Annotated in this window: 13 protein-coding genes, 1 tRNA gene and 4 pseudogenes; 11 read left to right on the plus strand and 7 right to left on the minus strand. The window is 67.7% G+C overall.

Annotation, left to right across the window (positions count from 1 at the left end):
• Positions 1-5 precede the first annotated feature (5 nt).
• From IPM60_00125 to IPM60_00135, 3 genes and pseudogenes are all read right to left on the minus strand, one after another.
• The gene (locus IPM60_00125) at positions 6-281 is read right to left on the minus strand and encodes a hypothetical protein (GenBank protein MBK8906355.1); all 276 of its coding nucleotides are present in this window, start codon (positions 279-281) and stop codon (positions 6-8) included.
• A gap of 66 nt (positions 282-347) precedes the next feature.
• On the minus strand, positions 348-1214 hold the full coding sequence (locus tag IPM60_00130) for a S49 family peptidase (protein MBK8906356.1): 867 nt from the start codon (positions 1212-1214) through the stop codon (positions 348-350).
• Between the two features lie 111 nt (positions 1215-1325).
• Positions 1326-2100 (minus strand): annotated as a pseudogene (locus IPM60_00135) (methyltransferase).
• A 263-nt stretch (positions 2101-2363) separates the two neighbouring features.
• Here IPM60_00135 and IPM60_00140 point away from each other — a divergent pair.
• The 3 genes from IPM60_00140 (at position 2364) to IPM60_00150 (ending at position 4040) form a co-directional block, all read left to right on the plus strand.
• The gene (locus tag IPM60_00140; protein MBK8906357.1) at positions 2364-3401 is read left to right on the plus strand and encodes a polyprenyl synthetase family protein; all 1038 of its coding nucleotides are present in this window, start codon (positions 2364-2366) and stop codon (positions 3399-3401) included.
• 109 nt (positions 3402-3510) lie between these two features.
• A tRNA-Pro gene (locus IPM60_00145) sits at positions 3511-3587 on the plus strand.
• A 315-nt stretch (positions 3588-3902) separates the two neighbouring features.
• Entirely contained in the window at positions 3903-4040 is a 138-nt protein-coding gene (locus IPM60_00150; GenBank protein MBK8906358.1) for a hypothetical protein, read from the plus strand.
• 211 nt (positions 4041-4251) lie between these two features.
• Here the strand turns inward: IPM60_00150 and IPM60_00155 are convergent, their stop codons facing one another.
• From IPM60_00155 to IPM60_00170, 4 genes are all read right to left on the minus strand, one after another.
• Positions 4252-4647 (minus strand): type II toxin-antitoxin system VapC family toxin, encoded by a 396-nt coding sequence (locus IPM60_00155; protein ID MBK8906359.1) that lies wholly within the window; start codon positions 4645-4647, stop codon positions 4252-4254.
• Positions 4644-4889, minus strand: coding sequence for a type II toxin-antitoxin system Phd/YefM family antitoxin (locus IPM60_00160; protein MBK8906360.1), 246 nt, complete (start codon positions 4887-4889; stop codon positions 4644-4646). The genes IPM60_00155 and IPM60_00160 overlap by 4 nt, the downstream gene beginning before the upstream one ends.
• Positions 4890-4996: 107 nt before the next feature.
• Positions 4997-5800 (minus strand): L,D-transpeptidase family protein, encoded by an 804-nt coding sequence (locus tag IPM60_00165; GenBank protein MBK8906361.1) that lies wholly within the window; start codon positions 5798-5800, stop codon positions 4997-4999.
• A 287-nt stretch (positions 5801-6087) separates the two neighbouring features.
• The gene (locus IPM60_00170) at positions 6088-6735 is read right to left on the minus strand and encodes an alpha/beta hydrolase (GenBank protein ID MBK8906362.1); all 648 of its coding nucleotides are present in this window, start codon (positions 6733-6735) and stop codon (positions 6088-6090) included.
• A 240-nt stretch (positions 6736-6975) separates the two neighbouring features.
• On the opposite strand from IPM60_00170, the pseudogene cysE reads away from it, so the two are divergent.
• The 8 genes and pseudogenes from cysE (at position 6976) to hscA (ending at position 14509) form a co-directional block, all read left to right on the plus strand.
• Positions 6976-7760 (plus strand): annotated as a pseudogene (gene cysE / locus IPM60_00175) (serine O-acetyltransferase).
• A gap of 96 nt (positions 7761-7856) precedes the next feature.
• Positions 7857-8345, plus strand: coding sequence for an Rrf2 family transcriptional regulator (locus IPM60_00180; GenBank protein ID MBK8906363.1), 489 nt, complete (start codon positions 7857-7859; stop codon positions 8343-8345).
• Positions 8346-8416: 71 nt separating this feature from the next.
• Positions 8417-9548, plus strand: a pseudogene (locus IPM60_00185) (cysteine desulfurase).
• 68 nt (positions 9549-9616) lie between these two features.
• Positions 9617-10877 (plus strand): annotated as a pseudogene (iscS, locus tag IPM60_00190) (IscS subfamily cysteine desulfurase).
• Positions 10878-10957: 80 nt separating this feature from the next.
• Positions 10958-11359, plus strand: a complete 402-nt coding sequence (gene iscU, locus IPM60_00195; GenBank protein ID MBK8906364.1) for a Fe-S cluster assembly scaffold IscU — start codon at positions 10958-10960, stop codon at positions 11357-11359.
• A gap of 52 nt (positions 11360-11411) precedes the next feature.
• On the plus strand, positions 11412-11753 hold the full coding sequence (locus tag IPM60_00200) for an iron-sulfur cluster assembly accessory protein (protein ID MBK8906365.1): 342 nt from the start codon (positions 11412-11414) through the stop codon (positions 11751-11753).
• Positions 11754-11877: 124 nt separating this feature from the next.
• Positions 11878-12582, plus strand: coding sequence for a Fe-S protein assembly co-chaperone HscB (gene hscB, locus IPM60_00205; GenBank protein ID MBK8906366.1), 705 nt, complete (start codon positions 11878-11880; stop codon positions 12580-12582).
• Position 12583: 1 nt separating this feature from the next.
• Entirely contained in the window at positions 12584-14509 is a 1926-nt protein-coding gene (hscA, locus tag IPM60_00210; protein MBK8906367.1) for a Fe-S protein assembly chaperone HscA, read from the plus strand.
• Positions 14510-14522: the final 13 nt, after the last annotated feature.

Genomic DNA, 14522 nt, shown 5'->3' on the forward strand with positions numbered 1-14522 from the left:
GGTGGTCAGCGCCGATGGGGGCAGTCGGCGCGGTCACAGCGGGTCGGGACGCTGGCCGCGACGTAGGTCCCGCAGACGGCGCAGCGCACCAGTTCGTCGGCGCCGCGGCCGGCCGGCCGTCGGGTCGCGCCGCCGCGGCTGCGGCCGATCTCGTCCCGCATCCGCGCCTCCAGGTCCGCCCTGCGGCGGCTCTCGACGCGGGTCCACCAGCGGTAGCCGTACCACACGGCGAGGATGACAAGCGCCGTAAACAGCACCTTGGACAGGCTGAGACCGAGCATTCGGCGTTGTACGGGCCGGCCCGCTTCCGGGTCAAGGTCGCCGGGCCGGGGAGCCGTCTTCGAACGCTACAGCCCGAACCGGTTCCACAGCATCCGTTCCTCGACGGCGGCGATCAATCCGCCGGCGAGGCGTTCGGCATGCCCGGACACCTCATCCCCGGCGATGCCGGGCGTCCCCATCCGCCACGGCCGCCACCGCCGGCTGTCGCCGACGACGCGCAGCTTGACGTCGTCGCCGAAGCGCTCCCGCAGCACCGAGCGGATGTCGCCAAGGCCGTCGACGAGCCCCAGCCGCAGCGCCGTCGCGCCGGTCCAAAAGCGGCCGTTGAACAGTTCGTCCTCCGCGGCCGCCAATCGACCTTGCCGCCGGTTGCGAACCTGCGCCCGGAACGCCTCGTGGATCTCGGCCTGGAGACTCTTGAGGTGCGCAACGTCCTCGGCGCGCTCGGGCCGGAACGGATCGAGCCCGGCCTTATAATCACCGGCGGTGTGGACCCGGCGCTCGATGCCGAGGCGACCGAGCGCCTCCTGAAACCCGAAGCCGGCCGACACCACGCCAATGGAGCCGACGACGGAACTGGCGTCGGCGTAGATCTCGTCGGCGGCGGTCGCCAGCCAGTACCCGCCCGAGGCGGCGACGTCCTCGACGAAAGCCAGCACCGGCAGATGGTGCTGTTCGGCCAGCGCCCGGACCCGCCCGGCGATCAGCGACGACTGCACGGGCGAGCCGCCCGGCGAGTTGATCGACAGCGCCACGGCCCGGGCTCCCTTCAGCTTGAAGGCGCGCTCAAGGGCGCCGCTCAACCCGGCCAGGCTCAAGCCGCGGCGCAACGGCCCGAGGCTGCCGATGATGCCGGCCAGCCGAACGACGGCGACGATCGGGCGCCGCTTGCGGAAGCGGCCGGGCAGGATCGAGGTGAGCGACAATGGCATGGCGGCCTGTGGGGCAGTGTGTGGGGCGGTCCGTGGGGCGGTCTGTGGGGCGGTCTGTGGTGAGCGTTGGTTTCGCACGTGTCCCCTATGTCGAGCGTCATGCGGCCGGCGTCAAGCGCGGCCCCACAAGTCCAGTCCTTCGCCCCCGCGCAGCACTGCCTCCGCCGATGCGGTGAACCGTCCGTCGGGGCCGTGCAGGCAGAGTCCCGGCAGCACCTGCAGCGGCGCGCGCGATCCCTTGCGGCCGGCGATGATGACCCGCTTCGCCGCACGGCCGCCGCCGGGCCACAGCGGATACAGGCGCACGTCGCCGATGCGAGGCGCCAGGCAGGCCAGTACCGCGTCCAGGCGGTCGGCGCGGTGGATCACGGTCAACGTGCCCTTCGGCCGCAGCACGCGGACGCAGAACCGGATCCAGGCGGCGAGGTCGGCGGTCGTTTCCACCGTGGCCGCGGCCCGGGCCGGATCTGCGGGCGTGCGTCCGGTCCCTGCCGTCCTGTACGGCGGGTTGGTCGATGACATGATCGGCGCTGCCCGCCGCGACGGCGGTGGGACTGCCGATGGTGGCCGGCGCCGCTACGTCCGCGGCCACGCACGACACGCAGTGATCGAGGCCGTTGCGGCGGGCGCTTTCCGCGGCCATCGCCAGAAGCCGGCCGTCGCAGTCGATCCCGGTCACCGTGATGTCCTGCTGCCGGTAGGCCAGGCAGAGCGCAGCGGCGCCGCTGCCGGCGCCGACGTCAAGCACCCGGTCGCCGCTCCGGGGAGCGACCGCCGCCGCCAGAAGCACCGCATCGATGGCCACCCGGAACCCCCGCCGCGGCTGCAGCAGGCGCACGGCGCCCCCGATCAAGGCTGATTCCGCTATGTCGCCGCTCGTGGCCATGGACACTTCAGGCGGGTGGATGACGACGCGCGCGGGTGAAGCCGGCGCGGTGCTCGTACGGGGCTTGACCGAAGCGCGGACGGCTTCTTATGCTCATGGGTGCGACTGCTCATGCTGGTGAAGCGGCCATCCGGCGACGAAGCACGAAGAACCAATAATACAAGAACAACCAAGGCCACACGAACAACCCATGTCAGGCAGCGACAAGGCGAGTGACGAGTGCCGGCAGGACCATTGACCGGAAGCACCGGGGATCGACGGCGATGACGTCGCGGCGGAAGGCGTCGGGCGCCGCTGCGGCCATCGATCGGAAGGGCGTGGACAAGCCGTCGCTCAGCGCTCTCGACGCGCTGGTCGCCGATGATCTGAGGGCCGTCAACCAGACGATCATCGAGCGCATGCATAGTCCCGTGCAGATGATCCCGCAACTCGCCGGACACGTCGTCGCGGCCGGCGGCAAGCGGCTGCGGCCGATGCTGACGCTGGCGGCGGCGAAGCTCTGCGGCTATAGCGGGCGCCGCCAGATCGGTCTGGCGACGTGCGTCGAATTCATTCACACCGCGACGTTGTTGCACGACGACGTCGTCGACGATTCATCGCTACGCCGCGGTCTTGCCTCGGCCAACGCGGTGTGGGGCAACAAGTCGAGCGTGCTGGTCGGCGATTTCCTCTTCAGCCGCTCGTTCGAATTGATGGTCGAGGACGGCTCGCTCGACGTCCTGCGCATCCTGTCGTCGGCGTCGTCGACGATTGCCGAGGGCGAGGTCATGCAGTTGCTGACCACCAGCGACCTGGATACCGACGAGGACGCCTACCTCTCCGTGATCCGCGCCAAGACGGCGGAGTTGTTCGCCGCCGCTTGCGAGATCGGCGCCGTCGTCGCCGACCGGCCGCCGTCAGAGGCGGCCGCACTCCGGTCCTACGGCATGAACTTCGGCATCGCCTTCCAGCTCATCGACGATGTCCTCGACTACTCGGCGGCGCAGGTGACGCTCGGCAAGAGCATCGGCGATGATTTCCGCGACGGCAAGGTGACGTTGCCGGTGGTCCTGGCCTACCGGCGGGGCGACCGCGACGAGCAGGCGTTCTGGCGCCGCGCCATCGCCGACATGGAGCAGAAGCCGGGAGACCTCGATCGCGCCATCGGCCTGTTGACCCGGCATGACGCCCTCGGCGACGCTGTTGAGCGTGCCCGGACCTATGGGCGCGCCGCCGAAGACGCCATGGGGGTGTTCCCGGACGGCGCCGTCAAGCAGGTGCTGACCGACCTGATCGACTTCTGCGTCGAACGCGCCTATTGACCCCGCGGCCCGCCTGCGGAATTATCAGCGGCGTCACCGCGCCGTTCCGCCGACACAGGAACCCGGGGCCTCGGGTCCCGCGTTTGAGGTTCCTGAAGGTACCGCGCATCGGAGTGTAGCTCAGCCTGGTAGAGCACCGTCTTCGGGAGGCGGGGGCCGGAGGTTCGAATCCTCTCACTCCGACCATTTCCCAAGCCGTCCGCCGGCGCCCACTCCCTCCCCGCCCGCGGTCCGGCGCCATCGGCCCGCAGCGCTCGCCAGCGGGGCGACTTCGGCCGGTTCTGCTCCATGAACGCCACGTTCCGTACAGGCCATCAGCGTACAACCCATTCAACTCATTCACTTTGTGTCCGAATCCACGCTCAACATGTATGCGGATGTATGCGGATGTATGCAGAGCAACCGGCAACCTGTTGAAATATAAGCATTTCTGTGTGGCGGCAGAATGCCTGCAGCCTGCCTCAAGCGCCGCGGCGACGGGAGCGGCGACGTGATCTCCACATGTCCCCGCCATGGCCCACGGTCAACCTCCTCTTGCCGGCGGCAACGGGCGACGGCGTGACGAAAGCGCAATACCGGGTCGGCGAGGATGTCCAGCACGGCCGCCCCTGCGGCACGGTCCGTGTCCAGAACCCGTGATGGCCGCGGCCGTCATCCAGCTCAAACCCGCTGAGCGCTGAAGATCGATCATAATAATATATGATCAGTATATACGATTTGGCCCTGATGCACAGATCCATCCGGATGATTTTGCCGAATGGGTCAGTGCGCTGGAATGATCGTATCCGTGCATCGACCGCGCGTTCTTCGCATGCGCGGTCGATGCACTGGAGTGGAAAGGGCGGCCGGCTCAGACGCGCAGGATGGTGTCGCTGTAGGCTGCGACGGTCCGATCACAGGTGATCAAGCGGAGCGGCTCCACCAGCGCCTGGGCGACGATCATGCGATCGAACGGGTCGGCGTGGATCTGCGGCAAGGTCTCGACTGCCGCGGCGTGATCGGCGGTCATCGGCAACAGGCGGTAGCCGGCGCGACGGAAGAAAGCGAGCGCGTCGGACCCCGAGACCGGCATCGCGGCGCGCTTGCGGCCCGCGAGGCCATGCTTGACGGCGATCTCCCACACGCTGGCGGCACTGACGAAGATATCGTTCTCGAGGTCGGCGATCAAAGTGCGCGCATCTACGGGAAGGCGCGGATCGTCGATGATCGCCCACAGCGCGATGTGGGTGTCGAGCAGCAGGTTCAATCGTCGCCGCCGCGGAACAGGGTGGCGATCATCCGATTGTCCGCGTCGATATCCTCCGGAACCACGAACGCGCCGCGGGCGACGCCGATACGCTCTCCGTCCCGGGGCGCGGCAAGCGGCACGAGCCGGGCAGCCGGGCGCCCGTTGCGGGCAATGATCACTTCAGACTCGCGCCCCTCTTCGATCGCCGCCACCAGCGCCGAGAGGGCGGTCTTGGCCTCGAGCATGTTGACTTTCAGCATCGCGTCTCCTGTCTAGGCTCCTGGAGACGACGTTACGGGATTGGCCAAGTCTGGTCAACCACCGGTGGGCGTGCCGGCGGCGCAGCGCGGCGCTACGGCGGCGGGGGTCAACGGCGTGTCATGGACCATTCGTCAGTTTCCGGATCCGTCGCGGCAATCTGGAATCGTGGCCGGCTTGACGGGATCTTGTCGCCCTCGGCCTCGGCCATCGGCGGAAGGGCCGGCGGCGCGCTGCCCCTTATCTGCGCCAGCATCGCCCGGTTGAGCCGTGCGGTGGCTGCGGCGGACTCGCGTTCGACGGCCGCATCTTCCGCTGACCGGCGGCCGCGTCCCTGCACCGGCGCCGATGCGACCAGTAACTCCCGCTGCAGCCATGTGTCGCTGTCCATGTCCTCGTCGAGAACGACGACCTGGGAGCCGTGCCGGGTTGCGCCATACAGCAGTATAGCGAACGCATTTGGCAGGCGGACGCAGCCGTGCGAGGCGGGGTAGCCGGGCAGGCTTCCGGCGTGCAGCGCGATGCCGTCCCACGTCAGCCGTTGCATGTACGGCATCGGAGCGTCGTCGTAGAGGTTGGAATAGTGCTCTGTCTTTTTTTGCAGGATGGTGAACGTGCCGGCGGGAGTGGCGTAGCCGGGGCCGCCGCTACTGATCGTGCTGACGCCGATGAGGACGCCGCCGCGCCGGACGTGCAGAAGCTGCTCCGGGAGGCTGATCACCACGTCGACCTCGCCGTCGGGTGCGCGTTCGGGCTGCCAGACGAATTGGCCAGGATCGAGGGCGACGATCGCCCGCGGCGACGTGAGGTCGGAAGTCGGCATCGTGAACGCAGCGGCTTCCGCACCGCCGAGAACGGCGGCGAACGCGGCTACGAACAGGGCAACGGCGGCGCGCGCCGGAGCGAAGTGCATGGCGTCCAAGGCATCCCCATACGGTCTGCGTGCGCATGTTGGAGGCGCACTCGGATGACGCTGGCCATCCCTTCCATGGACACCGCGTATTTTTTTGGCCGCCGGAACCCGCTCGCGACGGCGCAGCATCGCGCGAGAGCACCCGATTCAGCCGCCGGTCATTGCGCCGGCATTTGTTAAAATGCGTGATGATCGTGAGTTCGTCAGTGACGGCGATCACAGGCTTACGACCGCGGCCGGCAGCCCCGCGAGAACTGCGCGATTTCGAGCGGGCGAACGGAACCGCCCTACGCAGGCTGCGCCTGCACCCGGTCCATGTACTCGGCGGCGGCGGCGGCGACGTCTTCCACATGGGTCTGGAAGAAATGATCCACTCCCGGCAGGGTGCGGTATTCAATCTTAATGTTCTTTTGCTGGGACAGCTTCTGCACCAGCTTTGCGACCGCCGCCGGCGGGATCGTCGTGTCGTCGGCGCCGTGGAGGATGAGCCCGGACGCGGGGCATGGCGCCAGGAACGTGAAATCGTGCAGGCCGGCCGGCGGTGCGACGGCGATGAAGCGGTTGATTTCCGGCCGGCGCATCATCAATTGCATGCCGATCCAGGCGCCGAAGGAGTAGCCGGCGATCCAGCACTCCGACGCGTTGGGGTTGATGCTCTCCATCCAGTCGAGCGCCGAAGCTCCGTCGCTCAGTTCCCCCTGGCCGTTGTCGAACCTGCCCTGCGAGCGCCCGACCCCGCGGAAGTTGAACCGCAGCGCCGAGAAGCCGCGGCGCTGGAACTCCTGGAACAGGGCGAACACCACCCTGTTGTTCATCGAGCCGCCATGCCGCGAATGGGGATGCAGAATCAGTGCGAGCGGGGCATTCGGCGTCTTCGAGTGGTGATAGCGTCCCTCAAGGCGGCCTTCGGTCCCATTGAAGATCACTTCCGGCATCGCGGCTCCAGGATCCGACCCTGCCTCCTTTGCGCAGCTTGGCAAAGCCCGCAAAGGCAACAGGGGCAACGACCGGCTCGCTTAATGATTCTGCGAGGGTATACTTGATCAATCCGGTAGGGCATCGTATATACCAAGCGGGGTTAATGAGGCAGGTACGCACACGTCGCAGAATAGCCGAGGGTGAACATCTGGTTCCGAGGCGGGCGTCGGATCGGCGTAACCTATTAGGGACGGTTCATGGTTTTCAAGAGCATTCCGGAAGACATCTCCGCATTCATGGCGCGCGACCCTGCGGCGCGATCGCGGCTCGAGATCGTCCTTTGCTACCCCGGCTTCCACGCGCTGGTGATCTACCGCATGGCGAGCGCGCTCTGGCGGCGTCGACTATTTCTGATCGCCCGGCTGCTGTCCCACTTCGGGCGGCTGCTTACGGGGATCGAGATCCATCCCGGCGCCAAGATCGGCAGGAGGTTGGTGATCGACCACGGTTCGGCGTGGTGATCGGCGAAACCTCCGAGATCGGCGACGATGTAACTCTGTATCAGGGTGTGACGCTTGGCGGAATCGCACCCTCTGTGAATTCCGTATCGCAGGTCAACGTAAAGCGGCACCCGACGCTTCGCAACAATGTCATCGTCGGCTCGGGCGGACAGATCCTCGGCGCGGTGACGATAGGCGAAGGAGCGCGCGTCGGCGCCAACGCGGTGGTGACCAAGGACTTGCCGCCGGGCGTGACGGCGGTCGGAATTCCGGCGCACGGCGTGCTTCCCCAAGACCGCAGCGAGGCCGGGCGCTTCGTGGCCTATGGCACGCCCGCGGGCGGCTGCCCCGACCCGGTGCTGGAGACGATCGAGAACATGCGCGTGCAGCTTGCCGGCCTGCAGGAGCGGATTCGCGACCTCGAGCAGGCCGCGCATGCAATCGGGCCCGCGGATGCGGAGGGCGACCGGTGGCCGGAGTGGCGAAACAACGATGGTTCCGCCGGCAAGGTCGCCGTGATCGGCGACAGCGTACGGCGTTGAGGGTCGGCGATGAGGGCCGGCGCCGAGGTCGGAGCGACACGTCTTGACGACAGGCATCGACAGGCCGGGGAACGTGAGAGAGGGTAGAGAGCGATCGTGAAGTTGAGCACCAAGGGACGATATGCGGTCATGGCCATGGCGGATCTGGCATCGAACGGCAGCGGCAAGCCGGTCACCCTCGCCGAGATCGCGGAACGGCAGGAGATCTCGCTTTCCTACCTGGAGCAGTTGTTCGGTCGGCTGCGCCGGGCGGAGTTGGTGGCGAGCGTGCGCGGGCCCGGCGGCGGCTACCTGCTCGGCAGGGCGCCATCCGAGCTCCGGGTCGCCGACATCATCATGGCGGTCGACGAGCCCATCAAGGCGACGCGGTGCACGCCCGGCTCGCCGCGCGGCTGTCACACCCATCGCGGCCGGTGCCTCACCCATGATCTTTGGGAAGAGCTCGGCAACCAGATTTATCTCTACCTCAGCTCCGTCACCCTGGCGGACATCTGCGACCGGCGGATCCTGGGGACGAGCCGGATGATGTTCTCTTCGAGGCGCGGCGAGGAAGCGCGACCGGCGCACGCAGAAACGGCGAGCTGACCGGGAGATCCCGCAGGACAGGCGCGAGGCACGCCAGAAGCTTTGTTGCGAGCATGAGAACCACGACGACCATGACGACCATGACATACCTCGACCATAACGCGACGACCCCGGCACGGCCGGGTGTGGCCGACGCGGTGGCGGCAGTTCTCTGCGCCACGGGGAACCCGTCGTCCGTGCATCGCTACGGCCGGACGGTCCGGCGGATGGTGGAGGATGCCCGCGATCAGGTCGCCGCGCTGGTTGGCGCCGCGCCCGCCGAGGTGGTGTTTACCAGCGGCGGAACCGAGGCCAATGCACTGGCGCTCTGCGGTCGTGGAGAGCGCAGGCTGCTGGTTTCAGCCGTCGAGCACCCGTCGGTCCTGAAAGCCGTCGAGGGCGCGGACATCATCCCCGTCGATGGCGACGGCGTTGTAGATGTCGCGGCGCTGGAGCGTCTGCTGGACGATGCGCCGAGGCCGAGCCTCGTGTCGGTGATGCTCGCCAACAACGAGACGGGCGTGCTGCAACCGGTTGCAGCGGTGTCGGACGTCGCCCGCCGCCATGGCGCGCGGGTCCACTGCGATGCCGTGCAGGCGGCCGGGAAGATCGCCATCGACGTTCGCGAACTGGACGTAGACCTGTTGTCGCTCTCGGCCCACAAACTGGGCGGCCCGCCCGGCGTCGGCGCGCTCATCGTTCGTGGAGACGCAGGCGTCACGGCCATGATGCGGGGCGGCGGTCAGGAACGAGGCCGGCGCGCCGGCACGGAGAACGTGCCGGGTATCGTCGGCTTGGGTCGCGGCCGAGGCCGCGCGCCACGAGACGGCGACTTGGACGCGGATCGCCGCTTGGCGCGACGCTCTTGAGCGCGGCGCTGCAGCCCGCGTCCCGGCGGCGCATGTGTTCGGCACAGACGCTCCGCGGCTGCCCAACACCACGTGCATCGCCATGCCGGGCGTCGACAGCGCCATCCAGGTGATGGCGCTGGACCTCGCGGGCATCGCCGTCAGCGCCGGATCGGCGTGCTCGTCCGGCAAGGTGACGCAGAGCCACGTACTGGCGGCCATGGGCGTGCCGCAAGCGACGGCCCGCTCGGCGATCCGGGTCAGCCTCGGCTGGACCAGTCGGGAGGACGACGTGGAGCGGTTTCTGGCTTCCTGGTCCGCGCTGAGCGCTCGCAGCGGCCGAGAGGACCGGGATGAGCAGACCCGAGCGGCCTGAAGCGGGCTCGGGAACGAGAATGACTGTTGGCGGAGCTCGGCGACGAGCGGAATGGACAGGGTGACGAGATGAACGACCATGTGGCGGTGAACACCAACTTCGAGGAGCGCACCAACCGGAGTGCGCCCGTCTATCTGGACTATCAGGCGACGACGCCGACGGATCGCCGGGTGGTGGACGCGATGTTGCCGTACTTCACGGAGGTGTTCGGCAATCCTCATTCGCGGAGCCACCAGTACGGCTGGGATGCGGAAACGGCCGTGGAGAAAGCGCGCGGCCAGATCGCCGACCTGATCGGCGCCAACCCGAAGGAGATCATCTTTACGTCCGGCGCCACCGAGTCGAACAACCTTGCGATCAAGGGCGTCGCGCGTTTCCATCGTGACCGCAAGAACCACGTGATCACCTGCGTCACCGAGCACAAGTGCGTGCTCGACAGCTGCCGGCACCTGGAGCAGGAAGGCTTTCACGTCACCTATCTGCCGGTGCAGCAGAACGGCCTGATCGATCTCGACCGGCTGAAAGACGCCATGACCGACAAGACGGTGCTGGTGTCGATCATGACCGTCAACAACGAGATCGGGGTGATCCAGCCGATCGAGGAGATCGGCGCCATCTGCCGTGAGCGGAAGGTGCACTTTCATACCGATGCGGCGCAGGCGGTCGGCAAGATTCCGATGAATGTCGATGAGATGAACATCGATCTGCTGAGCATATCCGGCCACAAGCTGTACGGTCCCAAAGGCATCGGCGCGTTGTACGTGCGCCGCCGGCCACGGGTGCGCCTCGAGGCGCTGATCAACGGCGGCGGCCAGGAACGCGGCATGCGGTCCGGCACCCTGCCGACGCCGCTCTGCGTCGGTCTCGGCGAGGCATGCGCCATTGCCGCCAACGAAATGGGCGCCGAGGCGGAGCGCCTGCGGATGCTGCGGGACCGGTTCTACAACGCAATCAACGAGCAGTTGTCGGAGGTTTACCTCAACGGCGACCTGGACAATCGCATCCCTGGAAATCTCAACCTCAGCTTTGCCTACGTGGAGGGCGAGGGGCTGATGATGGGGATCAAGGATCTGGCGGTATCCTCGGGCTCGGCCTGCACATCGGCCTCGCTCGAGCCGTCGTACGTGCTGCGGGCACTCGGCGTCGAGGAGGAGTTGGCGCACACCAGCCTCCGCATCGGCCTCGGTCGCTTCAGCACCGCGGAAGACGTGGATTTCGCGGTCGAGCGGATCGTCCGCGAGGTGCGCCAAGCTGCGCGAGATGAGCCCGCTCTGGGAGATGGCCCAGGAGGGCATCGACATCAAGTCGATCGAATGGGCGGCGCACTGAGGGGAGATAAGGAACGCTTCAGGCGTCGCGGCGGCGGCGCAGCACACCCATCCAAGCAAGGTTGGAAGAGGAAGAGGACGATGGCATACAGCAAGAACGTGGTTGATCATTACGAGCATCCCCGCAACGTCGGGTCGCTCGACAAGAAGGACGAGGGCGTCGGCACCGGTCTGGTCGGCGCACCCGCGTGCGGCGACGTCATGAAGCTGCAGATCAAGGTCGGCATGGACGGCCTCATCGAGGACGCCAAGTTCAAGACCTTCGGCTGCGGCTCGGCGATCGCCTCCAGCTCGCTGGTGACCGAGTGGGTCAAGGGCAAGTCCCTCGACGAGGCGGCCCAGATCCGCAATACCCAGATCGCCGAGCATCTCGCCCTGCCACCGGTCAAGATCCATTGCTCGGTACTCGCCGAGGATGCTATCAAGGCCGCCGTCGCCGACTATCGCGCGAAACACGGAACCACCAAGAGCGCGGCGGAGTAAATCCACGAATGACTTGGATGATAAACCCACTGGCGGTGAGAGGCGGCCGATGATGGCTGGGCGCATGCAGCCGCTCAGCGTAACGCCGGCCGCCGCTGAGCGCATCAAGGCGATGATCGCGGGCCGCGGCAAGCCCACCGCCGGCGTGCGGGTCGGGGTGCGCAGCCGCGGCTGCTCCGGCATGGCGTACACGCTCGAGTTCGCCGACGAGAAGGGCCCGTTCGATGAGGAGGTGGGCGTCGACGGGGTCAACATCCTGATCGACCCCAAGGCGGCCATGTTCATCATCGGAACCGAGATGGACTTCGTCGACAGCAAGCTGGAGTCGGGGTTCGTGTTTCGCAACCCGAACGAAAAGGGCCGGTGCGGCTGCGGCGAGTCGTTTCATGTCTGAGTGGGCCAAGTCGCCGCCGGATCGGCGCCGGTCGCGGGCCGAGCGCTAGCCTCACCGCTCCACCCCGGTTGATAGCGCCCCCGCCCGAACGCGGGGCGGGCGCAACAGGAGTGTTTTCGTCCGAATGCAGGACGCCAACGCCAGCACGGCCAACGTCACCACGGCCAATGTCAACGCGAAAGCTCGGATCGGCCGCGCCGACGCCGAGACGTGCTGGTCGTGCCACGGTCCGGTCGCGCCCGAGGCGGTGTTCTGCGACATCTGTGATGCGGTACAGCCGCCGGGCCAGCGGGATCACTTCGCCCGGCTCGGGCTCGACGTCGGTTTCGAGATCGACGCGGCGACGCTCGACCGCCGCTACTTCGACAGCCAGCGTCGCCTGCATCCGGATCGCTTCGCCGCGCGCACCGCCCGGGAGCGCGCGCTTTCGCAACAGCAGGCGACCGCGGTCAACGAGGCCTACGAGACGCTCAAGGACCCGCTGAAGCGCGCCGACTATCTGGTGCATCTGTGGGGCGCCGGGGTGCTGCCGGAGGGCTGCAACCTGGTTGCCGATCAGGAGTTGCTGACCGAGAGCCTGGAGTTGCGCGAGGCGCTGGCCGAGGCCGAGACGATAGCCGAGGTCGCCCTTCTGGAGACACGGGCCGCCGCCGACATCCGCGCCTGCGTCGGCGACTTGGCCGGCGTGTTCGCCGATGGCGAAATCGAGGCTGCGTGTCGCCTCACCACGCGCCTCAAGTACCTGCGGAAGCTCGCGCAGGAGTGCCGGATCAGGCGCGCCCGGCTCGGCGACCGCGGCGGCGATGGCGGCACCGGCGGGCGGGGCTGAAATGGCGGGACTGCTGCAGATCCACGAGCCGGGGCAGACGCCTCTGCCCCATGAAAAAGACGACACCCTCGCCGTCGGCATCGATCTCGGCACCACCAATTCGGTGGTCGCCGTTGCCAGCGACGACGCCGTCGAGGTGCTCCGCGACGATCAGGGAAAGGCGCTGGTGCCGTCGGTGGTGGCCTTCGCAGCCGATGGCTCGGCGATTGTCGGCGAGTTCGCGCGCCGGTTATTGCTGGATCGGCCCGAGGCGGTGGTCAGTTCGGTCAAGCGCCTGATGGGCCGCGGGCTGAAGGACGTCAAGAGCCTGGCGGGCACCCTGCCCTACGACGTCGTGCCGGCGGCGGACGGCGGCTCCGGCATGGTGCGGCTCCGGGTCGGCGGGCGCGAATTGACCCCGGTCGAGGTGTCGGCGGAAATCCTCAAGGCGCTCCAGGAGCGGGCAGAAGACCATCTCGGCAAGATCGTCGACCGTGCCGTGATCACGGTTCCGGCCTACTTCGACGACGCGGCGCGCACCGCCACCAAGGACGCCGCCCGTCTCGCCGGCCTGGAGGTGCTGCGCCTGGTCAATGAGCCGACCGCTGCGGCGCTGGCTTACGGCCTCGACGAAGACGCAGAAGGGCTCTACGCGGTCTACGACCTGGGCGGCGGAACCTTCGACATTTCGCTGCTCCGCATGGAGAAGGGGGTGTTCCAGGTGCTGGCGACCGGCGGCGACGCCGCGCTCGGCGGCGACGACTTCGACCATGCGATTGCAGAGTCGTTCCTGGCCGAGCGTCGTGAGCGCCTGGGGGAACGCGCCCTCACCAGCTCGGAAGCCAAGATGGCGTTGATGTCGGCACGCCTCGCCAAGGAGTGCCTGACCACCCAGGATGCGGGCGAATGGACGATCGACGCCCATGACGAAATCAGCCTGCACGCCCTCGACCGCAACCGCCTTGAAGCGCTGCTCGCGCCGTTCGTCGATCGCACCATCCGGCTCTGCGCCGACGTGCTGGCCGACGCCGGCGTCACCACGGATGAGGTCAAGGGCGTCGTACTGGTCGGCGGCTCCACCCGCGTGCCGCTGGTCCGCCGCCGCGTCGCGGAGTGGTTCGGACGCGAGCCGCTCGCCAACATCGATCCGGACGAAGTGGTCGCCGTCGGCGCCGCCCTGCAGGCCAAGGCGTTGACCCGCGGCTCCGACACGCTGCTGCTGGACGTGACGCCATTGAGCCTCGGCTTGGAGACCATGGGCGGCCTGGTCGAGAAGATCATCCCGCGCAACACGCCGATCCCCGTCGCACGCGCCCAGGAGTTCACCACCTACCACGACGGCCAGACCGCCATCTCCATCCACGTGGTGCAGGGCGAACGGGAAATGGTCGGCCAATGCCGCTCCCTCGCCCACTTCGAACTCCGCGACATTCCCCCGATGACCGCCGGCGCCGCACGCATCCGCGTCACGTTCGCCGTCGACGCCGACGGGCTGTTGACCGTCAGCGCCCGCGAGCAGGCAACGGGCAAGGAGCAGCACATCGCCGTCAAGCCGTCCTATGGCCTCGGCGAGGACGAGATGGCGCAGATGCTGTACGAGAGCATGCAGCATGCCGGCGAAGACATGAGCCGCCGCCTTGTGGTCGAGGCCCGGGTCGAGGCCAAGCGGGTGGTCAACGCCGTGGAGGCAGCGATGCAGGCCGATGGCGATCTGCTCGCAGACGACGAACGAGCGGACATCGCCGCCGTCGTCGATCAGGTCGAGGCGGCCATGGCCGGGGAGGATCGCGACGCCATCACCGCGGCGGTCGAGGATCTGGAGGCGGCGACGCGGGCTTTTGCGGAGCGGCGCATGGATCGCGGTCTGCGCAAGGCGCTGCGCGGCCATGATGTGAGCGAATTCGAAGGTCCGGCGGGGAACGCCGCCGGGACCGCAAGCGGACAGTAGTTGAGGACCACTT

The sequence above is a fragment of the Rhodospirillales bacterium genome, assembly GCA_016710335.1.
Taxonomy (GTDB): Bacteria; Pseudomonadota; Alphaproteobacteria; order Rhodospirillales; family Defluviicoccaceae; genus JADJXQ01.